The sequence below is a fragment of the Pseudotamlana agarivorans genome, assembly GCF_001642835.1.
Classification (GTDB): domain Bacteria; phylum Bacteroidota; class Bacteroidia; order Flavobacteriales; family Flavobacteriaceae; genus Pseudotamlana; species Pseudotamlana agarivorans.
Genome location: NZ_LXEI01000009.1, coordinates 160,005 through 182,122, shown reverse-complemented (window position 1 = coordinate 182,122; position 22,118 = coordinate 160,005). Strand labels below are relative to the sequence as shown.

Sequence of the window (22,118 nt, the reverse complement as noted above, 5' to 3'; positions counted from 1 at the left end):
GTTGAAATTCCCTTCTACATTTTCACTTAAAGACATCGCCAACCTCATTCAATGTGAATATGTTGGCGATCCTAATTTTGAGGTTCTTGGTATGAATGAAATTCATGTCGTAGAACCCGGCGACATTGTGTTTGTCGATCATCCAAAGTATTACAACAAAGCTCTTGAGTCGGCAGCAACTATTGTTTTAATCAATAAAAAAGTAGACTGTCCAGAGGGTAAAGCTTTGCTTATTAGTGATGATCCTTTTAGAGATTTCAATAAACTAACAGACCATTTTAAGCCGTTTCAGGCTTCGGAAACAAGTATAGCGTCTTCAGCAAAAATTGCAGAAAGCAGTATCATTCAGCCGAATTGTTTTATTGGAAATAATGTGGTAATTGGAGAACATTGTGTTATTCACTCTAATGTGAGTATCTATGATGATGCTGTAATTGGCGACCATGTAACCATTCATTCAGGAACGGTTTTAGGGGCTAATGCTTTTTATTACAAGAAACGCCCAGAGGGCTTTGACAGGCTGAAATCTGGAGGTCGTGTGGTTATAAAAGATCATGTCGATATCGGTGCGGCTTGTACCATAGACCGCGGTGTGTCCGGAGATACTATTATTGGTGAAGGTTCTAAATTGGATAATCAAATTCAAATTGGGCACGATACTGTTTTAGGAAAAAAATGTCTAATAGCTTCTCAGGTTGGTATAGCTGGTTGTGTTGTTATTGAAGATGAAGTTACCATTTGGGGACAAGTAGGTTGTACAAGCGGAATAACGATAGGTGAAAAGGCTGTTGTTCAGGCACAATCTGGAATAAGTAAATCATTAGCAGGAGGGAAGGTTTATTTTGGCTATCCTGCTGAGGAAGTACGGGTTAAGCTTAAGGAATTGGCGGCTATTCGACAAATACCAAAAATATTAGATATTCTCAAACTAAAAAAACTGTAATTTCTTATAATAAGTTAATTCAAAAAATTACATTTGTTTTTTAAATATATTAACATTTAATTATCACTTATGAGTGTTTTAGTAAATAAAGATTCAAAAATTATTGTTCAAGGATTTACTGGGAGCGAGGGAACTTTCCACGCAAGCCAGATGATTGAATACGGAACCAACGTTGTTGGTGGTGTTACTCCAGGAAAAGGAGGGCAAAAACATTTAGATAGACCTGTTTTCAATACTGTATTAGAAGCAGTTGAACAAGTAGGAGCAGACACAACTATTATTTTCGTACCGCCAGCATTTGCTGCCGATGCTATTATGGAAGCTGCCGATGCTGGAATTAAAGTGATAATTACTATTACAGAAGGTATTCCTGTTGCAGATATGATTACTGCTTCAAGTTACATAAAAGGAAAAGATTGTCGTTTAATTGGTCCTAACTGTCCAGGGGTTATTACTCCAGGTGAAGCTAAAGTTGGTATTATGCCAGGTTTCGTTTTCAAGCAAGGAAAAGTAGGTATTGTTTCTAAATCTGGAACGTTAACTTATGAAGCGGCAGACCAAGTTGGAAAACAAGGTTTAGGAATTACTACTGCCATTGGAATTGGTGGAGATCCAATTATTGGAACAACGACTAAAGAAGCTGTAGAGTTATTAATTAACGATCCTGAAACTGAAGCTGTTGTTATGATAGGTGAAATTGGAGGTCAATTAGAAGCTGATGCTGCAAACTGGTACAAAGCTAGTGGAAGTAAAAAACCTGTTGTAGGATTTATTGCTGGTGAAACAGCTCCTGCAGGACGTACTATGGGGCACGCTGGTGCTATCGTAGGTGGAAGTGATGACACGGCTCAAGCTAAAAAAGCTATTATGAGAGATTGTGGTATCCACGTAGTAGATTCTCCTGCTGAAATTGGTAAGAAAATTGCTGAAGTATTAGCATAATATATACTTAACAAACATTAAAACCTTACAAATCTTTGTGAGGTTTTTTTTGTTTGAAGCCATTTGTATTTGCTATATTTGAAGTTAATACTGAAATTATTAAATAAGCGCTTTGCTGTGTATAATTCCAAATTAGTCAGTTAGATACAGCATTTTTAAAAAATTATATAATGAAATTATTAGAAGGAAAAACAGCCATAGTAACTGGTGCTAGTCGCGGAATAGGAAAAGGAATCGCACAAGTTTTTGCTCAACAAGGAGCCAATGTGGCATTTACATACAGCTCATCGGTTGATGCTGCTAATGCTTTGGAAAAAGAATTGATTGCTTTAGGTGTTAAAGCAAAAGGGTATAAAAGTAATGCAGCTAGTTTTGAAGAAGCTCAAACTTTAGCTGCTGAAGTTGTTAAAGAATTTGGTGCTATTGATATTTTGGTTAACAATGCCGGTATTACAAAAGACAATTTATTAATGCGTATTTCGGAAGAAGATTTTGATACGGTTATTGAAGTAAATTTAAAATCGGTTTTCAATATGACGAAAGCTGTACAACGTACCATGTTAAAGCAACGTAAAGGTTCAATTATCAACATGAGTTCTGTAGTTGGTGTTAAAGGTAATGCTGGTCAAACCAATTATGCAGCTTCTAAAGCTGGTATTATCGGATTTTCAAAATCAGTTGCTTTAGAATTAGGGTCTAGAAATATTAGATCGAACGTTGTTGCTCCTGGATTTATTGAAACTGAAATGACTGCTAAATTAGATGACGCCGTTGTAGAAGGTTGGAGAGCTGGAATTCCATTAAAACGAGGAGGAACACCAGAGGATATCGCAAATGTTTGTGTGTTTTTAGGAAGTGATATGAGTGCTTATATCACTGGACAAACACTTAATGTTGATGGTGGTATGCTAACATAAAAAAGTCTTTTGTCATGCTCTCTCAAGAGGGAATCGCATCACGATAACTTTAAGTTTTTTAATGAATTTAGAAACAATTATTTACATCATATTTGCTGGAATTATAGCGCTACTTTTAGCGCTATTTCAGTATTTTAAAAAAGGAAAAAACAGGTCTAAGCTAGACTTGTTTTTTTCGTTTTTAAGGTTTGTTACTTTATTTTCTGTATTGTTATTGATTATTAATCCGAGTTTCGAACAAATAGAACTAAGCATTGAAAAACCCAGTTTGGTTATTGCTGTAGATAATTCTAGCTCGATTAAACATTTAAAGCAAGAGGACAAAACTTTAGAATTTGTTAAGAGACTTAAAAACAATACGGAGCTTCAAGAAAAATTTAATGTAAACATTTTCACTTTTGGTAATCAATTAAGAGAAGGCGATTCCATTGATTTTACAGATAAACAAACTAATGTGCATGATGCTTTTAAAGCCTTGTCTCAAATTTACAAAAACAGTAATGCGCCTACTGTATTGCTTACCGATGGAAATCAAACCTATGGAAGCGATTATCAGTTTGTAACAAACAGTTATAAACAATCTATTTACCCTATAATATTAGGAGATACGATAAGTTATACCGATTTAAAAATTCAGCAATTAAACGTAAATCGTTATGCTTACTTAAAAAATGAATTTCCAATTGAAACTATTTTAGTTTATAATGGTTCTGAACGTGTAGCCTCAACCTTTGTAGTTTATCAAGGGAATCAAAAGGTGTATTCAAAACCGCTTAATTTCTCAAAACAAGATAATTCTAAAATCATTCATTTCACTTTACCTGCCAATAAAATTGGGGTAAGCGCTTATAGGGCTGAAATTAAGCCTATAGAAAACGAAAAAAACATCATAAACAATATTCAAAATTTTGCTGTTGAAGTCATTAATGAGAAAACCAATGTGGCTATTGTTAGTGATTTTCCTCATCCTGATTTAGGTGCCTTAAAAAAGAGCATAGAAAATAATGAACAACGTTCGGTGTCTATAGTAGGGGTTAAGGAGTTTGTTAGTAAGGTAAATGATTTTCAATTAATAATATTGTATCAGCCAAATAGCAAGTTCAAACCTGTTTTGGAGAACTTAAAAACGCTTAAAAAGAATTATTTTACTGTTGTTGGAACAAAAACAGATCTTCATTTTATCAATAATAGTAATTTAGGGTATCGTGTTGATATCACCAACCAGAAAGAAGATTATCAAGGGGTTTTAAATACTAATTACAGTCCTTTTTATATTGATGATATGGGCTTTGAATCCTTCCCGCCCTTACTTTCAAATTATGGAGGGGTGCAAATTAGTCAGCCAATTGATGTGGTTTTAAATAAATCGGTTCAAAATGTTACCACTAACGATCCTTTGTTATTCACTTTTGAAGCAGAAGGTAGACGCCAAGGTGTTTTGTTAGGTGAAAATATATGGCAATGGCGAGCACATAGTTTTTTAGAAAATCAGTCGTTTCATGAGTTTGATAATTTCATTGGTAAATTTGTTCAATACTTGGCATCGAATAAGAAAAAGAGTCGTTTAAATATCGATTTTCAATCTTTTTATAATGGAAATAGCCATGTTATTATAAAAGCAGAAGTATTTGATAAAAATTATGTTTTTGATACTCGCGAAGTTCTGCACATTACAGTGAAAAACAAAGGTTCTAAAGCCGAAAAGACATTCCCATTAATTTTAAAAAATAACCATTACGAAGTGGATTTGAGTGGATTGGAACCTGCTGAATATGAATTCTCGTTATCCACCAAGAACGACAAGATCACTAAAACAGGATCTTTTCAGATTTTAGAATATCATGTAGAACAACAATTCTTGAATGCAAATGCTGAAAAATTAGAACAATTGGCTAGAAACAGCTCGGGAACAAGTTATTTTATTAATAATGCTAATGGCATAATTAAAGAATTATTAGAGGACAAACGCTATGTGTCTGTTCAAAAAAGTAGTAAAAATACCATACCTTTGATCGATTGGAAATACCTTCTAGGCATTATTGCTTTAAGTCTAAGTGTGGAATGGTTTTTAAGAAAATATAACGGATTAATTTAATAAATATATAAAATGGAAAAATTACCTAAAATAGCTTTACCCTTTATCATTGCAGTCGTTGTACTGGTTGTTATAATAACAAAATCGGCTGTGACCATAGGTTCTGGTGAAGCAGGTGTATTATATAAAACGTTTGGAGGAGGTGTTGTTACAGATGAAGCAGCACTTGGTGAAGGTTTTCATATCGTGGCGCCATGGAATAAGGTGTTTGTTTACGAGGTACGTCAACAAGAATTAACAGAGCGTATGAAAGTGTTATCTTCAAATGGATTAGATATTCAGCTTGAAGCAACGGCTTGGTACATGCCAGATATTAAAGATTTGGGGAAATTACATCAAGAAAAGGGTGCTAATTATTTAGATCGTGTATTAAAGCCAGCGATGCGCTCAGCTACGAGATCGGTTGTTGGACGCTATACTCCAGAGCAAATTTATTCTTCTAAAAGAGACGCCATTCAACAAGAAATATTCGATGAAAGTAAAAAAATTGTAAGTGATCAATATATTAATTTAGTTGAAGTGCTTGTTCGTGATGTAACACTTCCAACAGCTATTAAAGATGCTATTGAGCGTAAATTAGGGCAGGAGCAGGAGTCTTTAGAATATGAGTTCAGATTGGTTACAGCTGCTAAAGAAGCAGAAAAAGTAATTATTGAGGCTCAAGGTAAAGCTGATGCGAATAGAATTTTAAGTGCTTCATTAACCGATAAAATTTTACAAGATAAAGGCATTGAAGCTACTATAAAATTAGCAGAATCTCCAAATAGTAAGGTTGTGGTAATTGGTTCTGGCGACAGTGGCATGCCTATTATATTAGGAAATCAGTAAATTGAAATTAAATAATTCAGTATTTTAATTGTTCCTTTAGAAAATAATGATTTTTAAAGTTTAAAAAATACGGATTATTGAAATTATTAAGAAAGCCCCTAGATATTTGGAATATATCATTTTTATTATAGATATTTGTAGGAGAAAAATATAAGACATGACTTTTATTCATATTCATCATCATTTTCAGATTTGCACTCAAGCGAAATGAATTTGTATTGAATAAAATCAACATATAAATTAAACCCGTTTGAGACAATCAAGCGGGTTTTTATTTTTCAAAAATCAACTAAATTGTTTCAAACTCATAAAACCATTAAAATGAGTAAATTAAGAATTGCAGTACAAAAATCGGGTCGATTAAATGAAGACTCGATGAGAATTTTAAAAGATATCGGGATCTCTATCGACAATGGTATTGACCAATTAAAAGCATCGGCTAGGAATTTTCCAGTTGAAGTTTTCTATCTGAGAAATGGCGATATTCCTCAGTATTTAAAAGATGGCGTTGTTGATGCGGCTATTATCGGTGAAAACGTTTTAATTGAAAAAGGCGCCGGAATTAATGTTGTAGAAAAGCTTGGTTTTTCAACCTGTCGTGTTTGTATTGCTGTACCAAAAACTACAGATTACAATTCAATTAAAGATTTAGAAGGTCAGCGTATTGCAACATCGTATCCGAATACCGTAGAAATGTATTTAAAGGAAAACGGTGTTAGTGCAAACCTACACATCATTAATGGTTCGGTAGAAATCGCTCCAAATATTGGGCTTGCTGATGCTATTTGTGATATTGTTTCTAGTGGAAGTACCTTGTTTAAAAACAATTTAAAAGAAGTAGAAACGATTTTAACTTCGGAAGCTGTTTTAGCGGTTTCTCCAAAATTAACAGCGGAAAAACAAGAAATTTTAGATACCATCCAATTTAGAATCAAATCGGTTTTAAAAGGAAGGGATTCTAAATATGTGTTACTAAACGCACCAAACGATAAAGTTCAAGACATTATTAATGTACTTCCAGGTATGAAAAGTCCAACCGTTTTACCTTTAGCGGAAGAAGGATGGAGTTCGATTCACTCTGTGATTAGCAAAAATGAATTTTGGAATGTTATCGACGACCTAAAAGCTAAAGGTGCGCAAGGTATTTTAGTTTGTCCTATTGAAAAAATGGTTTTATAAGACACTTTTTTCCTTTCCGCGGAGGCGGAAAGCTTTTAAAAGAAAGGTTTAATTCATGAGATTTCCGCCTTCGCGGAAATAAAAGAAAAGAAGTTCAGAATGCAAATCATAAATAACCCAAATCGTGAAGACTGGTCCGAAATTCTAAAACGACCAACTCAAACGTTGAACGATATAGAAGACACTGTTAATGCGATTTTTAAAGAAGTTGCTGAAGACAAAGAAGCTGCCATTAAAAAATATACTTTAAAGTTTGATGGGGTAGATTTGGAAAGTAATGAGGTGACTTCAAATGAAATTGAAGAAGCCATTGCCCGTGTTCCAAAAAAGCTTCAAGAGGCTATTAAACTGGCAAAGTCTAATATTGAACGCTTTCATGGCATTCAAAAAACAGCGAAAGTTGAAATAGAAACTACAAATGGCGTACAATGTTGGCAGGAAAAACGTCCTATTCAAAAGGTAGGTTTGTATATTCCTGGAGGTACAGCTCCTTTGTTTTCAACGGTTTTAATGCTTGCTGTTCCAGCTCAAATTGCAGGGTGTAAAGAAATCGTACTTTGCTCACCACCAAATAAAGAAGGGAAATTAGCGCCAGAAATTTTATTCGCTGCTCAATTATGTGGTGTGACTAAAATTATAAAAGTTGGGGGTATTCAAGCTATTGCGGGGATGACTTTTGGTACGGAATCTATTCCTCAGGTTTATAAAATATTCGGACCAGGAAATCAGTTTGTTACTGTTGCAAAACAAATTGCAACTAAATACGGTGTAGCCATCGATATGCCTGCAGGACCAAGTGAATTACTAGTAGTTGCTGATGATTCTGCAGATGCTTCATACGTGGCTTCAGATTTGTTAAGTCAGGCAGAACACGGTACCGATAGTCAGGTGATTCTGGTGTCAACTTCTCAAAAATTAATTCAAGAAGTTTCGAAAGAAGTTGAAACACAGCTAGCCATACTTCCGCGTAAAGCGATTGCAGAAAAATCTATAGCCAATTCTAAATTAATTTTTGTTGAAAACGACAACTTAGCTTTAGAATTAATCGATGAATATGGTCCGGAACACTTCATTATCTGTTCAAAAAATGAAGATTTGTATGTAAATGGAATTAGTAATGCAGGTTCTGTTTTTATAGGGAACTATACACCAGAAAGTGCTGGTGATTACGCTTCTGGAACCAATCATACCTTACCAACAAACGGATTTTCAAAAGCGTATTCGGGCGTGAATTTAGATAGTTTTATGAAGAGTATGACCTTTCAGAAAATATCGAAACAAGGCCTTTTAAATATTGGAGAAACCATAGAACTTATGGCAGAAGCTGAAGGTTTACAAGCGCATAAAAACGCGGTTTCAATTAGGTTAAAAGATTTAAAAAAATAAAACAATATAGACCTTTCAGGTTTTAAAAACCTGAAAGGTCTGAGACAGAAAATGAATATTCAAGATTTAATAAGACCAACCATTAAGGCGCTTAAACCGTATTCGTCTGCAAGGGATGAATTTCAAGGCAATAGTGATGCCATGGTGTTTTTAGATGCTAACGAAAATCCGTATGAAAACGGCGTAAATCGTTATCCTGATCCGCAACAACGCTCGGTAAAATCGTTATTGTCGGAGATCAAAAATGTGCCTACTAAAAACATGCTTTTAGGTAATGGTAGTGACGAAGTTTTAGATTTAATTTTTAGAGCGTTTTGTGAGCCTAATCAGGATAATATCATCACTTTACCACCAACTTATGGTATGTACAGTGTGTTAGCAAATATCAATGCGGTTGCTATAAAAGAGGTGCAATTAGATGCCGAATTTCAGCCTAAAGTAGATGCTATTTTAAATGCAGCAGATGCACATAGTAAATTACTATTTATCTGTTCGCCTAACAATCCTACGGGAAATAGTTTTGCTTCCGAAGCGATTTCAAAATTGCTTAAAAACTTTAAGGGCATTGTGGTTATTGATGAAGCTTACATCGATTTTTCAAATGAAGAAAGTTGGGCTATCAGGTTATCAGAATTCCCAAATTTAATTGTCACTCAAACGCTTTCAAAAGCTTATGGTATGGCAGGGATTCGTTTAGGACTTTGTTTTGCTTCCGAAGAAATTATTTCCGTTTTAAATCGTATTAAACCACCTTACAATGTTAACGAATTAACGCAACTAAAGGCCATTGAGCAACTTCAAAATAGGGCATTAATCGATAAGCAAGTTTCTGTGATTTTAGAAGAACGCGATTTATTGGTAGCTTCGTTGAAAACTGTAGATTATGTTTCTGAAATCTATCCTTCTGATGCGAATTTTGTTTTAGCGAAAGTTGATGATGCTACAAAACGTTATAACCAACTTATAGAAAAAGGGATTGTTATTAGAAACAGAACGACACAGCCTGGTTGTGAAAACACATTGAGGTTTACCGTTGGGACACCTGAAGAAAATAAAATATTAATAGAGACTTTAAAATCTATATAATGAAGAAAGTATTATTTATAGACCGCGATGGTACGCTTGTTTTGGAGCCACCAGTAGATTACCAACTTGATAGTTTAGAAAAATTAGAATTTTATCCGAAAGTATTTCAATACATGGCTAAAATTGCTAATGAATTGGATTACGAATTGGTGATGGTAACGAATCAGGATGGTTTAGGAACCGATTCTTTTCCAGAAGACACCTTTTGGCCGGCTCAAAATAAAGTGATTTCAGCTTTTGAAAAAGAAGGTGTTGTATTCACTGATATTCATATAGATAAAACCTTTCCGCATGAAAATGCAGAAACACGCAAACCGAAAACAGGACTGCTGACTAAATATTTTTCTGAAGAATATGATTTAGAAAATTCTTTTGTATTAGGAGATCGTATTACTGATATGGAATTGGCTAAAAACCTTGGTGCTAAAGGGATTTACCTTTCTGAAAATCCGGAGTTAGGTGCCGATGAAATTGAAGCTTCTCAAAAGGAAATTAACGATTGTATTGCGCTTACTAGTACCGATTGGAAAGCGATTTACGAATTTTTAAAGTTGCAAGATCGTGTTGCTGAGATTACAAGAAACACCAATGAAACACAGATTTACATCAAATTAAACCTTGACGGCTCTGGAAAAAATGATATCAGTACAGGGTTATCTTTTTTCGATCATATGTTAGATCAAATTGGACGTCATGGTGCTATGGATTTAACCATTAAAGTGAATGGCGATTTAGAAGTAGATGAGCACCATACCATTGAAGATACTATGATTGCCTTTGGAGAATTATTCAACAAAGCTTTAGGTAATAAATTAGGCATTGAACGATACGGATTTTGTTTACCAATGGACGATTGTTTAGCCCAGGTAGCAGTTGATTTTGGAGGTAGAAATTGGCTAGAATGGGATGCTGAATTTAAACGTGAAAAAATAGGGGATATGCCTACTGAAATGTTTTATCACCTATTTAAATCGTTTACAGACGGTGCGAAATGTAATTTAAACATTAAAGCAGAAGGTGTAAACGAACATCATAAAATTGAAGGTATTTTTAAAGCTTTTGCTAAAGCCATGAAAATGGCGGTAAAACGTGATGCAAACAAAATGTTTTTACCGAGTACAAAAGGCGTATTATAGGCCCCCTAACCCCAAAAAGGGGGAATTAAAAAGTTTCTAAAAAAAAGAAAATTCATAAGATAGCTAATTAACAATGAGCGAGTTTAAAGACATGAGTGAGAGTTCTTCCCCCTCGGGGAAGCTAGAAGGGGCTTCTAGGGCTTCGGTTGTCATCATAAATTACGGAGCAGGAAATATTAAAAGCATACAATTTGCTTTTAAACGTTTGGGTGTTGATGCTATTTTGTCTAACAATCCAGATGAGATTTTAGCAGCCGATAAAATTATTTTCCCAGGCGTTGGCGAGGCAAGTTCCGCCATGAAAATGCTTAAAGAGAGTGGTTTAGATACTTTAATTCCAACCTTAAAACAACCTGTTTTAGGGATTTGCTTAGGCATGCAACTCATGTGTTTATCTACCGAAGAAGGGAACGCGCAAGGTTTAGGCATTTTTCAAACGCGTGTAAAACGTTTTTCTAGCGACGTTAAAGTGCCTCAAATGGGTTGGAATGTGATAAAAGATTTGAAATCCGATTTATTTAAGGGCATTAAAGAAAACGAATACATGTATCTTGTGCATAGTTATTACGCCGAGCATTGTAATGAAACGATTGCAAAAACCGATTACGGTATCAACTATGCTTCAGCTTTACAACATAATAATTTTTATGGAGTTCAATTTCATCCAGAGAAGAGTAGTACTGCAGGCGCTAAAATTTTAGAGAATTTTCTAAAGTTAGAGACTGAACCAATAGCCAAAAACCAATAACTAGTAACCAATAACCAAACCATGAGAATCATACCAGCCATAGATATCATAGACGGAAAATGTGTGCGTCTTACAAAAGGTGATTACGACACCAAAAAAGTGTATAATGAAAACCCTTTGGAAGTTGCCAAAATGTTTGAAGCTTCGGGCATTGAAAATTTACACCTTGTAGATTTAGATGGTGCAAAAGCCAAGCATATTGTTAATTATAAGGTGTTGGAGCAAATAGCAGCTAAAACCAAATTAAAAATTGATTTTGGTGGCGGATTAAAATCCGATGAAGATTTGCATATTGCTTTTAATTCAGGAGCCAGACAAATAACCGGAGGTAGTATTGCTGTAAAAGATCCTGAAATTTTTGAGGGGTGGATAGAAAAATACGGTAGTGAAAAAATTATTTTAGGAGCAGACAGCAACGCTGGAAAAGTAGCGATTAGTGGTTGGCAAGAAGATAGTGAAGAGGAGCTTATTCCGTTTATTAAGGGGTATCAAAATAAAGGTATTAAGTATGTGATTTGCACCGATATCTCTAAGGATGGCATGCTTGAAGGTCCGTCGTTTGAATTGTATAAACAAATCTTGGCTGAATGTTCTAGCCAAAGTAGCGGGCAGTCTATTAAATTAATTGCTTCTGGTGGAATTTCAGAAATTGGTGAATTACCAAAATTAAAAGACCTAGGCTGTGAAGGGGTTATTGTTGGAAAAGCCATTTATGAAAACCGCATTAGCTTACATCAATTAGAAAAATACGTTTAAAGTATTGTTTTTTCTATTTCCGCGAAAGCGGAAATCTAATTAATTATATAAAGATTTCCACTTCGATGGAAACTCAAAAAAAGATATTAAATGTTAACAAAAAGAATTGTTCCTTGTTTAGATATTAAAAACGGACGTACCGTAAAAGGTGTGAATTTTGTAGATTTGCGCGATGCTGGAGATCCTGTTGTTTTAGCTAAACAATATGCCGAACAAGGGGCTGATGAGTTAGTTTTTTTAGATATTGCTGCTACTTTAGAAGGAAGAGGAACCACTTTAGATATGGTCTTACGTGTTGCAGAGCAAGTTAATATTCCGTTTACCGTAGGTGGAGGTATATCATCAGTTGAACATGTCGATGCACTTTTACAATGTGGTGCCGATAAAGTTTCTATAAATTCATCGGCGGTTAAAAGACCGGAATTAGTTAATGAATTATCTAACAAATTTGGAAGTCAGTGTGTGGTAGTTGCCATTGATGCCAAGCAAGTAGAAGGGCAGTGGAAAGTGCATTTAGCAGGAGGAAGCATTCCAACAGAAATCGATTTGTTCGAATGGGCTAAGGAAGTGGAGCAACGTGGTGCTGGTGAAATTTTATTCACCTCAATGAATCATGATGGTACCAAAAACGGATTTGCTAATGAAGCTTTAGCTAAATTATCGGAGACTTTAAATATTCCAATAATTGCATCTGGCGGAGCGGGAAATGTTCAGCATTTTATAGATACTTTTAAAGATGGAAAATCGGATGCAGCTTTAGCCGCTAGTGTGTTTCATTTTGGCGAAATACCCATTCCGCAGTTAAAAGAAGAATTGAAAAAAAATAATATAGAAGTACGACTTTAGGTCGTCATACTGAATTTGTTTCAGTATCACATAAAGAAATTATCATGACTATTAAATACGACTCAAACGGACTCGTTCCAGCGATTATTCAAGATGTTACAACAGCTAAAGTGTTGATGCTAGGGTATATGAACGAAGAATCATACCAAAAAACCATTGAAACGAATAAGGTTACTTTTTTTAGTAGAAGTAAACAACGTTTATGGACGAAAGGTGAGGAAAGTGGAAACTTCCTAAACCTTGTGAGTATAAAAAATGATTGTGATAACGATTCGCTTTTAATCCAAGTAAATCCAGTTGGTCCAACTTGCCATAAAGGGACAGATACTTGTTGGGCTGAGGAAAATAAATCGTCTTATGGTTTCTTTTCTACCTTAGAAGATGTGATTGCCGAGCGTGTTGCTAATAAGGATACTAAAAAATCTTATGTAGCCAGTTTGTTCGATAAAGGAATTAATAAAGTCGCTCAAAAAGTAGGAGAGGAGGCTGTTGAAACCGTTATTGAAGCGATGGACAACAATGATGAATTGTTTTTATATGAGTCTGCCGATTTGCTATTTCACTACCTCATGTTACTTCAAGCCAAAGGATTTACCCTTAAAGATATTGAAGCTGAATTAAAAGGAAGACATAAGTAATTCCGAGGTTTGAAAAAGTTTTTCTACGTTTTTAATATACAATATTTAGGATATCGTTTTCACGGATGGCAAAAACAACCAGATGTGAAAACCTTACACCTTATGGTGGATAGAACCCTAAATTATATCCTGGAAGGCAAACCTTTTAAGAGTTTAAGTTCTGGGCGTACTGATGCCATGGTTTCGGCCGAATGTGCAGCTTTTGAATTGTTTTTACAAGAACCTATTGAAGATCAGGAGGCTTTTCTTGAATTATTTAATTATAACTTACCTCAAGATATTAGAGCTTTAAGTATTCGAGAAGTTGATGCTAAGTTCAATATCATTAACAACTCTAAAATTAAAGAGTATTTATATTTATTCACCTACGGAGAAAAGTGCCATCCTTTTTGTGCACCAATCATGACGACCATTTTAGATGATTTGGATATCGAATTGATGAAAGAAGGAGCGAAACTTTTTGAAGGTGAACACTATGTGCGTTCTTATTGCTACAAACCAACCGATAATGGTATTTACACAAGAGAAATTCTAACTTGTGAATTGGTTGAAAACACAATCTATACCGCCAATTATTTTCCGAAACAATCTTACATTTTACGTGTTAGGGGTAAAGGGTTCATGCGAAATCAAATTCGATTAATGATGGGAACACTTATCGATTTAGGAAAAGGCAAACTTAGCCTTGAAGATATTCGAGTAAGTTTATTACCTGATAGTACTGTAAAAATGGAATATATAGCCCCGGCTTCAGGCTTAATTCTGAATAAAATTGATTTCATTTAATTTTTACTTCGAAAAATCAATTTTACAAATAGTCATTGATCATTTTTGATGAATTTTGAGCTTAAATTACCAGTTTATAGTGTTATGCTATTTGTTCTGGATGATTTCTGTAAACCACCTATATTGCTGTATATTAGTGTGTTATGTGATTTTGTGTCTTTTATTAAGCTAAATGAGTTAAAAATTGTTTTTATGAGCTAAAATTAGTTCTTCAGTGTAAGGATTATTTTACTAACTTTATTTTGTAGAAAAAAAGGGGTTATACAAATTAATGTATAATGCTTTTAATTAGTCATTTACAAAACCTCTAATAATTAGAGTAAGTTTACTACAAGTGTAAGCTTTAACTATAATCAAAATCAAAAATTATGTTACGTTGGACCATCACTTTTATTATCATTGCGTTAATCGCTGGAGTTTTAGGCTTTGGAGGAATAGCAGGAGCTTCTGCAGGAATTGCTAAAATTTGCTTCTATATTTTTATCATTCTATTTATCTTCTCTTTGTTAAGAGGTGTGATGAAAAAATAAGAGGTCTTAAAAGTCGATTATACGTCAGTCTAAATTTATTTCAGACTCTCATACTGTGAGATTTTGTGTTAAGGACAGAATGACTATTATTTTAACTTTTAAAACACCTTGTTCAAATTAATTTATAAAAAGTATTAAAGTATATTTTGTCTTGAAATCATTTATGGTTTCAAAGATCTGTTGTGAAATGGGTTGACTTAAATCTAGCAGCAGAATAACTTTAAATTAAAATCAATAATTAACTATAAACATTCAAAATTATGAAGAAAATAATATTAGTATTAGCTTTATTATTTACGGTATCAACCGTATTTACGAGCTGTAGAGAAAAGAAAGAAACACCCGGCGAAAAAATTGAAGAAGCTGTAGAGGATACAGGCGAAGCGCTTGAAGATGCCGCAGATGATGTTGAAGATGCCGTGGATGATGTTGTAGATGAAGTAGAACATTAATAATAATATGCAAATAAATACCATGTAAAAATTCATGGTGATTTTATGTATAATAAACTAGAAAAGTCTCGAGCAACTCGAGACTTTTTGTATTTTTAAAAGATTTAAAAATTAAAAATTCTATGAGTTTAGTAATACAACCTTCCGTTTTTGACTTCTTCAAAAAATTAGAAAAAAATAACAACCGTGATTGGTTTAATGATCATAAAAAGGAGTTTAAAGCCATAGAAGGTGAAGTAAAAGAGTTTTATAATGCTGTTTTAAATCAACTGAATACTCATGATGAAATTGATAAACTAAAAATATTTAGAATTTATCGTGATGTACGATTTTCTAAAAATAAATTACCTTACAAAACACATTTTGGTGGTTCATTTCACAGAGCCAAACCTCGTTTAAGGGGTGGTTATTATTTGCATATCCAACCTAATAACGAAAGTTTTATTGCTACAGGATTTTGGGACCCTGCAAAAGAAGATCTATTAAGAATTAGAAAAGAATTTGAAATGGATGACTCTGAAATTCGAGACATCATAGAAGAAAAATCATTTAAAGCTGTTTGGGGTGAACTTGTTGGTGATGAAGTTAAAACAGCACCAAAAGGCTTTAGCAAAACGCATAAAGCCATCGATTTAATTAAGAAAAAGCAATTTTTATTCGTTAAAAAGTATTGCGATAAAGAGGTTTTGGATGCTCAGTTTTTAGAAAATATAAGCCATGCGTTTAAAACAATCCGCCCATATTTTGAATATATGAGTGATGTTTTAACCACCGACTTAAATGGTGTTTCTGTAATAGATTAAACGGCTTTAAGGTATTCAGGGTTGTCAAATAATTGAATCTGACTTAATAACCGTTCTTTTACAAAATTCATCATGCGTTTATTTAATGCCGAAGAATTCTCAATATAAACGAGGTATTCTTCAACAGTAAATTGTCCGATAATCATACCTTTCATTGAATTTCTAAGCTTCATGTCTCTTTGTATGGCATTTTCTATATAAGCCATGCGCTTTTCTAAAGTAAATTCATGAAAAACAGATTTGTGCTTTCTGATGTAATTTTTGAAAACCTCTACGAGTAAGTCATTTTGTAGTTTTATAATGGGTCTCAGAACTAAATTTTGAAACCGCTCATCTGTACTCATGTTTTCGTTAATGGTCTCGCCTAAAATCTCAGGTCGAATGTTGGTCAGATTTGATTGTCTAGTGCTCATTTTTTGGAGATTTTACTTAAAAATAGATATTAAATAAGCGCTTGATATTAAATTAACTTTATAATTATTAACGGGTTTATTAACATTCGAGAATTTCTTACCTTTAAAAATTTTATGGAAAGCTGTGAATTCACTTGCTATGCGTGGTGATGTCAGACTTTGTTTTTAAGAAAAATAAACCATTGATTTTTAGAATAAAACGAAGAATAAATTTTAATACTTAATTATATAATATGAATTTTCACACAAGAAAATGGATTAAACCAGAAGATTTAAATGCCAATGGAACCTTATTTGGAGGCCGTTTACTCGATTGGATTGATGAAGAAGCAGCGCTTTACACAATCATTCAATTAGAAAACCCTAAAGTAGTAACTAAATACATTAGTGAAATTGATTTTAGAGCTTCTGCAAAACAAGGCGATATTATTGAAATTGGTATTAGTCCTGTGAAGTTTGGTAAAGCCTCGTTAACCTTAAGTTGTGAAGTTAGAAATAAGATGACTAGGGAAACCATTATTACGATTTCAAATATAGTGATGGTTAATATTGGACCCGACGGTAAGCCTTTACCACACGGTAAAACAAAGGTGGAATACGTTAAAGATAGGTTACAATAAAATTGATTGAAAATTGCAATCAATTTTAATAATCTGTTGAAAAAAAAGCAGTTTATGTCTTATCCACTGTTAATTTTATAAAAATTTAATAACAAAGAGGTATTAAGTTTTTAATAATTGTAATAAAACATAAATTTGTATTCCTTAAAAAGCTAGGTATGCCTTGATCAATTCGATTTGAAGGCGTTTTAATACATTATAATAAAAAAATTATGAGTAAATCATTGTTTGACAAAGTGTGGGATTCCCATGTTGTAAGAAAAATTGAAGATGGTCCAGATGTGTTGTATATCGATCGTCATTTAATTCATGAAGTAACTAGTCCTGTGGCCTTTGTTGGTTTAAAGAGTAGAGGTTTAACCGTATTATATCCAAAGCGTACTTTTGCAGTTGCCGATCATAATACACCTACAATTAACCAGCATTTACCTGTTGAAGACCCGTTATCTGCTAATCAATTAAAAACATTAGAAAATAACGCTAATGAATATGGCATTAGTCACTGGGGGCTTGGACACCAAAATAATGGTATTGTTCACGTTGTAGGGCCAGAAAATGGTATTACACTTCCAGGAGCAACTATTGTTTGTGGAGATTCACATACGTCAACTCATGGTGCTTTTGGAGCCATTGCTTTTGGTATTGGTACTTCAGAGGTAGAAATGGTGCTTACTACACAATGTATTATGCAGCCTAAGCCTAAAAAAATGCGTATCAACATCAACGGACCTTTAAGCAAAGGGGTAACACCTAAAGATGTTGGTCTTTATATTATTTCTCAATTAACAACCTCTGGTGCTACTGGATATTTTGTTGAGTACGCTGGTGATGTTTTCGAAAATATGAGTATGGAAGGTCGTATGACGGTTTGTAACTTATCTATCGAAATGGGTGCCCGTGGTGGTATGATTGCTCCAGATGAAAAAACTTTCGAATATATAAAAGGGCGTCCAATGACTCCTAAAGGAGCTGATTGGGATAAAGCCATGGCGTATTGGGAAACTTTAAAAACTGACGATGGTGTTGTGTTTGATAAAGAATACACTTTTGATGCAAGCGATATTGAGCCTATGATTACCTACGGAACGAATCCAGGTATGGGTATGGGTATTTCTAAAAACATTCCATCTGCTGAATCTGTTGAAGGAGGTAAAGCAACTTACGATAAGTCTTTAGCTTACATGGGTTATGCTGAAGATGAGCAAATGATCGGAAAGAAAATTGATTACGTATTTATTGGTTCTTGTACTAATGGACGTATCGAAGATTTCCGTGCTTTTGCATCGATTGTAAAAGGAAGAAAAAAGGCCGATAATGTAACAGCTTGGTTAGTACCAGGTTCACACATTGTTGAAGCCAAAATAAAAGAAGAAGGTTTGTTAGATATTTTTGAAGAAGCTGGATTTGTGCTTAGAGAACCAGGTTGTTCGGCTTGTTTAGCGATGAATGATGATAAAGTACCTGCAGGGAAATATGCGGTAAGTACATCAAACAGAAACTTTGAAGGTCGTCAAGGTCCTGGATCAAGAACCTTATTAGCTAGTCCTTTAGTGGCTGCTGCAGCTGCTGTAACTGGCGTTGTAACCGATCCTAGAGAACTTTTATAATTAATAATTAACAATGAAAGGTTGAAAAATAATGTAAAGGATTCAAAACCTTTCTCTTTTAACTTTTCACTTTTAACTTGAAAAAATGGCTTACGATAAATTTACAAAATTAACCAGTACTGCAGTTCCATTACCAATCGAGAACGTAGATACTGATCAAATTATACCAGCACGTTTTTTAAAAGCTACAACTCGTGATGGTTTTGGTGATAACTTATTCCGTGACTGGAGATACAATGGTGATGATACACCAAAAGAAGATTTCGTTTTAAACAACCCTATTTACAGTGGTAAAATCCTTTTAGGAGGAAAGAACTTTGGTTCTGGGTCTTCAAGAGAGCACGCTGCATGGGCGGTTTATGATTACGGATTTCGTTGCGTAGTATCTAGTTTCTTCGCAGATATCTTTAAAAATAACTGTTTGAACATTGGTGTATTACCAGTTCAAATTTCTCCAGAATTTTTGAATGAAATTTTTGAAGCGGTTTACGAAGATCCTAAAACGGAACTAGTAATCGATTTAGAGGCTCAAACAATTACATTACCATCATCTGGTACACAAGAATCATTTGATATTAATGGTTACAAAAAAGGTAACATGTTAAATGGTTTTGATGATATTGATTACTTACAGAGCATGAAAAGTGAAATCGAAAGTTTTACTGAAACACGCCCTTTCTAAAGCATGAGTTTTAGAAAAATAGAAATAATGGATACGACATTACGCGATGGTGAACAAACCTCGAGTGTGTCGTTTTCTGCTTCTGAGAAGTTGACAATCGCAAAGCTTTTACTTGAAGAATTAAAAGTGGATCGTATTGAAATTGCTTCGGCACGTGTTTCTGAAGGCGAGCTTCAAGCGGTAAAAGATGTCACGAAATGGGCAGCAGAAAATAATCATTTGTCAGCGGTAGAAGTTTTAACGTTTGTTGATAAAGGTGTTTCTATAAACTGGATGCTTGAGGCTGGTGCTAAGGTGCAGAACCTACTTACTAAAGGTTCATTAAATCATTTAACTCACCAACTTAAAAAAACTCCAAATCAACACTTTGAGGAAATAAAAGAAAATATTGAGCTTGCTCAAAAGCACGGTATCATTACTAATGTATATTTAGAAGATTGGAGTAATGGTATGCGAAATTCAAAAGCTTATGTTTATGAGTTTTTAGACTTTTTATCCTCACAAGCTGTAACACGAATTATGCTTCCTGATACTTTAGGTATATTAACGCCCGAAGAATCGTTTAATTTCATTAAAGAAATAAAAGAAGCATATCCTAAAATGCATTTTGATTTCCATGCTCATAATGATTATGATTTAGGAGTAGCCAATGTTATGGCTGGTTTAAATGCTGGCGCCGATGGATTGCATCTTACCGTAAATGGTATGGGTGAACGTGCTGGAAATGCCCCGATGTCCAGTACCATTGCTGTAATTAACGATTTTATGCCGCACCTTAAAATTGGTGTTAATGAGAAGATGTTATACACGGTTAGTAAATTGGTAGAAAACTTTTCAGGATTAGTTATTCCTTCTAATAAGCCTATAATTGGAGCGAATGTTTTTACGCAAACTGCTGGCATTCATGCCGATGGTGATAGTAAAAACAATCTCTATTTTAGCGATTTAATGCCAGAACGTTTCGGCAGAACTCGTAAGTATGCATTAGGGAAATCATCTGGTAAAGCTAATATTCAAAAGAATTTACAGGAACTCGGACTTCAGCTTAACGATGAAGATTTAAAAAAGGTGACCCAACGTATTATTGAGTTGGGTGACAAAAAGCAAGTGGTTACCAAGGAGGATTTACCATACATTATTTCCGATGTTTTAGATAGAACATATGAGGAAAAAGTAAAGGTTAATACTTATGTGTTAACCCATTCAAAAGGGCTGAAGCCTACAACATCAGTTTCCATTACTATAGAAGGTGAAACTTTTGAAGAGAATGCACAGGGCGACGGACAATTTGATGCTTTTATGAATGCTATTAAAAGTATATTCAAAAACGAGCGCTTAATGGTTTTACCGGATTTAATCGATTATGCTGTGAGAATTCCACCAGGAAGTCGTTCGGATGCCTTATGTGAAACCATCATTACTTGGAAAAACACCGAAAAGGAGTTTAAAACCAGAGGTTTAGATTCAGATCAAACGGTTTCAGCGATAATAGCAACCGAAAAGATGTTGAATATCATTATTAATTAATTTAATAATTGAAATTCAATTTTGTTACCATATAAAAATATAAAGACTAAAATAATTAAAAAATGAAATTTAATATAGCCCTTTTAGCTGGAGACGGCATAGGACCAGAAGTTATAGATCAAGCCGTAAAGGTAAGTGATGCTGTTGCTAAAAAATTCGGACATGAAATTACTTGGAAACCTGCTTTAACAGGTGCTGCTGCTATTGATGCAGTTGGAGAGCCTTATCCAGATGAAACTCATGAAATTTGTGCATCTTCTGATGCTGTTTTATTCGGAGCGATTGGCCACCCAAAGTATGATAATGATCCTTCAGCACCAGTAAGACCAGAGCAAGGCTTACTTAAAATGCGTAAAAAATTAGGGTTGTTTGCTAATGTGCGTCCTACATTTACTTTTCCATCATTATTAGATAAATCACCTTTAAAACAAGAACGTATTGAAGGAACCGATTTAGTTTTCTTAAGAGAATTAACTGGTGGTATTTACTTTGGAGAAAAGGGTAGAAGAGATGAAGGTGAAACGGCTTATGATAATTGTGTTTATACAAGAGCTGAAGTACAACGTTTAGCTAAAAAAGGTTTTGAATTAGCTATGACACGTTCTAAAAAACTTTGTTGTGTTGATAAAGCTAACGTTTTAGAAACGTCTCGTTTATGGAGAGAAACCGTTCAGGCTATGGAAAAAGATTATCCTGAAGTAGAAGTAAGCTACGAGTTTGTTGATGCTGTTGCTATGCGTTTGGTACAATGGCCAAATAGTTACGACGTATTAATTACTGAAAACCTTTTCGGAGATATTTTAACTGATGAAGCTTCTGTGATTTCTGGATCTATGGGATTAATGCCCTCTGCGTCTATGGGTGCTGATATTGCATTGTTCGAGCCAATTCACGGATCTTATCCTCAAGCTACAGGATTAAATATTGCTAATCCAATGGCTACTATTTTATCAGCTGCAATGATGTTCGAAACGGCTTTTAACTTACCTGAAGAAGGAAAAGCAATTAGAGATGCTGTTAACAAAGCACTTGCTGAAGGTATTGTTACTGAAGATTTAGCCGATGGCGGAAAAGCTTATGGAACTAAAGAAGTTGGAGATTGGTTAGCTGCTAATATCTAAGCTTATTAATTAATATAAAAAAGCCAGAACATTTTGAATGTTCTGGCTTTTTTTATGCTTTTAAAGGAATGTAATAC

Annotated in this window: 23 protein-coding genes; 22 read left to right on the top strand and 1 reads right to left on the bottom strand. The window is 34.2% G+C overall.

What is annotated here, in order from left to right:
• Nucleotide 1 precedes the first annotated feature (1 nt).
• The 17 genes from A6I66_RS11365 (at nucleotide 2) to A6I66_RS11285 (ending at nucleotide 16,071) form a co-directional block, all read left to right on the top strand.
• Nucleotides 2-943, top strand: a complete 942-nt coding sequence (locus A6I66_RS11365; RefSeq protein ID WP_067149347.1) for a UDP-3-O-(3-hydroxymyristoyl)glucosamine N-acyltransferase — start codon at nucleotides 2-4, stop codon at nucleotides 941-943.
• Between the two features lie 69 nt (nucleotides 944-1,012).
• The gene (gene sucD, locus A6I66_RS11360) at nucleotides 1,013-1,885 is read left to right on the top strand and encodes a succinate--CoA ligase subunit alpha (protein WP_067149345.1); all 873 of its coding nucleotides are present in this window, start codon (nucleotides 1,013-1,015) and stop codon (nucleotides 1,883-1,885) included.
• 170 nt (nucleotides 1,886-2,055) lie between these two features.
• Nucleotides 2,056-2,802 carry a 3-oxoacyl-[acyl-carrier-protein] reductase gene (gene fabG / locus A6I66_RS11355; RefSeq protein ID WP_067149343.1) on the top strand — a complete coding sequence of 249 codons (747 nt, stop codon included), beginning with the start codon at nucleotides 2,056-2,058 and terminating at the stop codon, nucleotides 2,800-2,802.
• 61 nt (nucleotides 2,803-2,863) lie between these two features.
• Entirely contained in the window at nucleotides 2,864-4,897 is a 2,034-nt protein-coding gene (locus A6I66_RS11350; protein WP_067149342.1) for a vWA domain-containing protein, read from the top strand.
• Nucleotides 4,898-4,909: 12 nt separating this feature from the next.
• Nucleotides 4,910-5,725, top strand: a complete 816-nt coding sequence (locus A6I66_RS11345) for a prohibitin family protein (RefSeq protein ID WP_067149341.1) — start codon at nucleotides 4,910-4,912, stop codon at nucleotides 5,723-5,725.
• 321 nt (nucleotides 5,726-6,046) lie between these two features.
• Entirely contained in the window at nucleotides 6,047-6,904 is an 858-nt protein-coding gene (hisG, locus tag A6I66_RS11340) for an ATP phosphoribosyltransferase (protein WP_067149441.1), read from the top strand.
• Nucleotides 6,905-7,003: 99 nt separating this feature from the next.
• Nucleotides 7,004-8,290 carry a histidinol dehydrogenase gene (hisD, locus tag A6I66_RS11335; protein ID WP_067149338.1) on the top strand — a complete coding sequence of 429 codons (1,287 nt, stop codon included), beginning with the start codon at nucleotides 7,004-7,006 and terminating at the stop codon, nucleotides 8,288-8,290.
• Between the two features lie 51 nt (nucleotides 8,291-8,341).
• Nucleotides 8,342-9,376, top strand: a complete 1,035-nt coding sequence (gene hisC / locus A6I66_RS11330) for a histidinol-phosphate transaminase (RefSeq protein WP_211267548.1) — start codon at nucleotides 8,342-8,344, stop codon at nucleotides 9,374-9,376.
• Entirely contained in the window at nucleotides 9,376-10,512 is a 1,137-nt protein-coding gene (gene hisB, locus A6I66_RS11325; RefSeq protein WP_067149334.1) for a bifunctional histidinol-phosphatase/imidazoleglycerol-phosphate dehydratase HisB, read from the top strand. Before hisC ends, hisB begins: the two co-directional genes overlap by 1 nt.
• 91 nt (nucleotides 10,513-10,603) lie before the next feature.
• On the top strand, nucleotides 10,604-11,260 hold the full coding sequence (gene hisH, locus A6I66_RS11320) for an imidazole glycerol phosphate synthase subunit HisH (protein ID WP_067149439.1): 657 nt from the start codon (nucleotides 10,604-10,606) through the stop codon (nucleotides 11,258-11,260).
• A 21-nt stretch (nucleotides 11,261-11,281) separates the two neighbouring features.
• Nucleotides 11,282-12,016, top strand: a complete 735-nt coding sequence (gene hisA / locus A6I66_RS11315; RefSeq protein WP_067149332.1) for a 1-(5-phosphoribosyl)-5-[(5-phosphoribosylamino)methylideneamino]imidazole-4-carboxamide isomerase — start codon at nucleotides 11,282-11,284, stop codon at nucleotides 12,014-12,016.
• 90 nt (nucleotides 12,017-12,106) lie between these two features.
• Complete coding sequence (gene hisF, locus A6I66_RS11310) at nucleotides 12,107-12,862, top strand: imidazole glycerol phosphate synthase subunit HisF (RefSeq protein WP_067149330.1); 756 nt, start codon at nucleotides 12,107-12,109, stop codon at nucleotides 12,860-12,862.
• Nucleotides 12,863-12,900: 38 nt separating this feature from the next.
• On the top strand, nucleotides 12,901-13,500 hold the full coding sequence (hisIE, locus tag A6I66_RS11305; protein ID WP_262509417.1) for a bifunctional phosphoribosyl-AMP cyclohydrolase/phosphoribosyl-ATP diphosphatase HisIE: 600 nt from the start codon (nucleotides 12,901-12,903) through the stop codon (nucleotides 13,498-13,500).
• A 9-nt stretch (nucleotides 13,501-13,509) separates the two neighbouring features.
• Nucleotides 13,510-14,286 (top strand): tRNA pseudouridine synthase A, encoded by a 777-nt coding sequence (locus A6I66_RS11300; RefSeq protein WP_067149326.1) that lies wholly within the window; start codon nucleotides 13,510-13,512, stop codon nucleotides 14,284-14,286.
• 368 nt (nucleotides 14,287-14,654) lie between these two features.
• Entirely contained in the window at nucleotides 14,655-14,816 is a 162-nt protein-coding gene (locus A6I66_RS11295) for a DUF1328 domain-containing protein (protein ID WP_067149324.1), read from the top strand.
• A 260-nt stretch (nucleotides 14,817-15,076) separates the two neighbouring features.
• Nucleotides 15,077-15,268, top strand: a complete 192-nt coding sequence (locus tag A6I66_RS11290) for a hypothetical protein (RefSeq protein ID WP_067149322.1) — start codon at nucleotides 15,077-15,079, stop codon at nucleotides 15,266-15,268.
• A gap of 122 nt (nucleotides 15,269-15,390) precedes the next feature.
• Nucleotides 15,391-16,071 carry a DUF2461 domain-containing protein gene (locus A6I66_RS11285; RefSeq protein WP_067149320.1) on the top strand — a complete coding sequence of 227 codons (681 nt, stop codon included), beginning with the start codon at nucleotides 15,391-15,393 and terminating at the stop codon, nucleotides 16,069-16,071.
• On the opposite strand, the gene A6I66_RS11280 is transcribed toward A6I66_RS11285, so the two are convergent.
• The gene (locus tag A6I66_RS11280; RefSeq protein WP_067149319.1) at nucleotides 16,068-16,484 is read right to left on the bottom strand and encodes a glyoxalase; all 417 of its coding nucleotides are present in this window, start codon (nucleotides 16,482-16,484) and stop codon (nucleotides 16,068-16,070) included. The two genes, A6I66_RS11285 and A6I66_RS11280, sit on opposite strands and share 4 nt — an antisense overlap.
• Nucleotides 16,485-16,717: 233 nt before the next feature.
• Here A6I66_RS11280 and A6I66_RS11275 point away from each other — a divergent pair, with 233 nt between their 5' ends.
• From A6I66_RS11275 to leuB, 5 genes are all read left to right on the top strand, one after another.
• Nucleotides 16,718-17,104, top strand: coding sequence for an acyl-CoA thioesterase (locus A6I66_RS11275; protein WP_067149317.1), 387 nt, complete (start codon nucleotides 16,718-16,720; stop codon nucleotides 17,102-17,104).
• A gap of 212 nt (nucleotides 17,105-17,316) precedes the next feature.
• Nucleotides 17,317-18,711, top strand: coding sequence for a 3-isopropylmalate dehydratase large subunit (gene leuC / locus A6I66_RS11270; RefSeq protein WP_067149315.1), 1,395 nt, complete (start codon nucleotides 17,317-17,319; stop codon nucleotides 18,709-18,711).
• Between the two features lie 85 nt (nucleotides 18,712-18,796).
• Nucleotides 18,797-19,393: a 3-isopropylmalate dehydratase small subunit gene (leuD, locus tag A6I66_RS11265; protein WP_067149313.1), complete on the top strand. Its 597-nt coding sequence runs from the start codon at nucleotides 18,797-18,799 to the stop codon at nucleotides 19,391-19,393.
• Nucleotides 19,394-19,396: 3 nt separating this feature from the next.
• Nucleotides 19,397-20,920 (top strand): alpha-isopropylmalate synthase regulatory domain-containing protein, encoded by a 1,524-nt coding sequence (locus tag A6I66_RS11260; RefSeq protein ID WP_067149311.1) that lies wholly within the window; start codon nucleotides 19,397-19,399, stop codon nucleotides 20,918-20,920.
• Nucleotides 20,921-20,982: 62 nt separating this feature from the next.
• Entirely contained in the window at nucleotides 20,983-22,041 is a 1,059-nt protein-coding gene (gene leuB / locus A6I66_RS11255) for a 3-isopropylmalate dehydrogenase (RefSeq protein WP_067149309.1), read from the top strand.
• The last annotated feature ends 77 nt before the right edge of the window (nucleotides 22,042-22,118 follow it).

What these genes read in the sequence shown, in the direction of transcription:
- sucD (WP_067149345.1), top strand. Translation starts at nt 1,013, where the DNA reads ATGAGTGTTTTAGTAAATAAAGATTCAAAAATTATTGTTCAAGGATTT.
- fabG (WP_067149343.1), top strand. Translation starts at nt 2,056, where the DNA reads ATGAAATTATTAGAAGGAAAAACAGCCATAGTAACTGGTGCTAGTCGC.
- A6I66_RS11350 (WP_067149342.1), top strand. Translation starts at nt 2,864, where the DNA reads ATGAATTTAGAAACAATTATTTACATCATATTTGCTGGAATTATAGCG.
- A6I66_RS11345 (WP_067149341.1), top strand. Translation starts at nt 4,910, where the DNA reads ATGGAAAAATTACCTAAAATAGCTTTACCCTTTATCATTGCAGTCGTT.
- hisG (WP_067149441.1), top strand. Translation starts at nt 6,047, where the DNA reads ATGAGTAAATTAAGAATTGCAGTACAAAAATCGGGTCGATTAAATGAA.
- hisD (WP_067149338.1), top strand. Translation starts at nt 7,004, where the DNA reads ATGCAAATCATAAATAACCCAAATCGTGAAGACTGGTCCGAAATTCTA.
- hisC (WP_211267548.1), top strand. Translation starts at nt 8,342, where the DNA reads ATGAATATTCAAGATTTAATAAGACCAACCATTAAGGCGCTTAAACCG.
- hisB (WP_067149334.1), top strand. Translation starts at nt 9,376, where the DNA reads ATGAAGAAAGTATTATTTATAGACCGCGATGGTACGCTTGTTTTGGAG.
- hisH (WP_067149439.1), top strand. Translation starts at nt 10,604, where the DNA reads ATGAGTGAGAGTTCTTCCCCCTCGGGGAAGCTAGAAGGGGCTTCTAGG.
- hisA (WP_067149332.1), top strand. Translation starts at nt 11,282, where the DNA reads ATGAGAATCATACCAGCCATAGATATCATAGACGGAAAATGTGTGCGT.
- hisF (WP_067149330.1), top strand. Translation starts at nt 12,107, where the DNA reads ATGTTAACAAAAAGAATTGTTCCTTGTTTAGATATTAAAAACGGACGT.
- A6I66_RS11295 (WP_067149324.1), top strand. Translation starts at nt 14,655, where the DNA reads ATGTTACGTTGGACCATCACTTTTATTATCATTGCGTTAATCGCTGGA.
- A6I66_RS11290 (WP_067149322.1), top strand. Translation starts at nt 15,077, where the DNA reads ATGAAGAAAATAATATTAGTATTAGCTTTATTATTTACGGTATCAACC.
- A6I66_RS11285 (WP_067149320.1), top strand. Translation starts at nt 15,391, where the DNA reads ATGAGTTTAGTAATACAACCTTCCGTTTTTGACTTCTTCAAAAAATTA.
- A6I66_RS11280 (WP_067149319.1), bottom strand. Translation starts at nt 16,484, where the DNA reads ATGAGCACTAGACAATCAAATCTGACCAACATTCGACCTGAGATTTTA.
- A6I66_RS11275 (WP_067149317.1), top strand. Translation starts at nt 16,718, where the DNA reads ATGAATTTTCACACAAGAAAATGGATTAAACCAGAAGATTTAAATGCC.
- leuC (WP_067149315.1), top strand. Translation starts at nt 17,317, where the DNA reads ATGAGTAAATCATTGTTTGACAAAGTGTGGGATTCCCATGTTGTAAGA.
- leuD (WP_067149313.1), top strand. Translation starts at nt 18,797, where the DNA reads ATGGCTTACGATAAATTTACAAAATTAACCAGTACTGCAGTTCCATTA.
- A6I66_RS11260 (WP_067149311.1), top strand. Translation starts at nt 19,397, where the DNA reads ATGAGTTTTAGAAAAATAGAAATAATGGATACGACATTACGCGATGGT.
- leuB (WP_067149309.1), top strand. Translation starts at nt 20,983, where the DNA reads ATGAAATTTAATATAGCCCTTTTAGCTGGAGACGGCATAGGACCAGAA.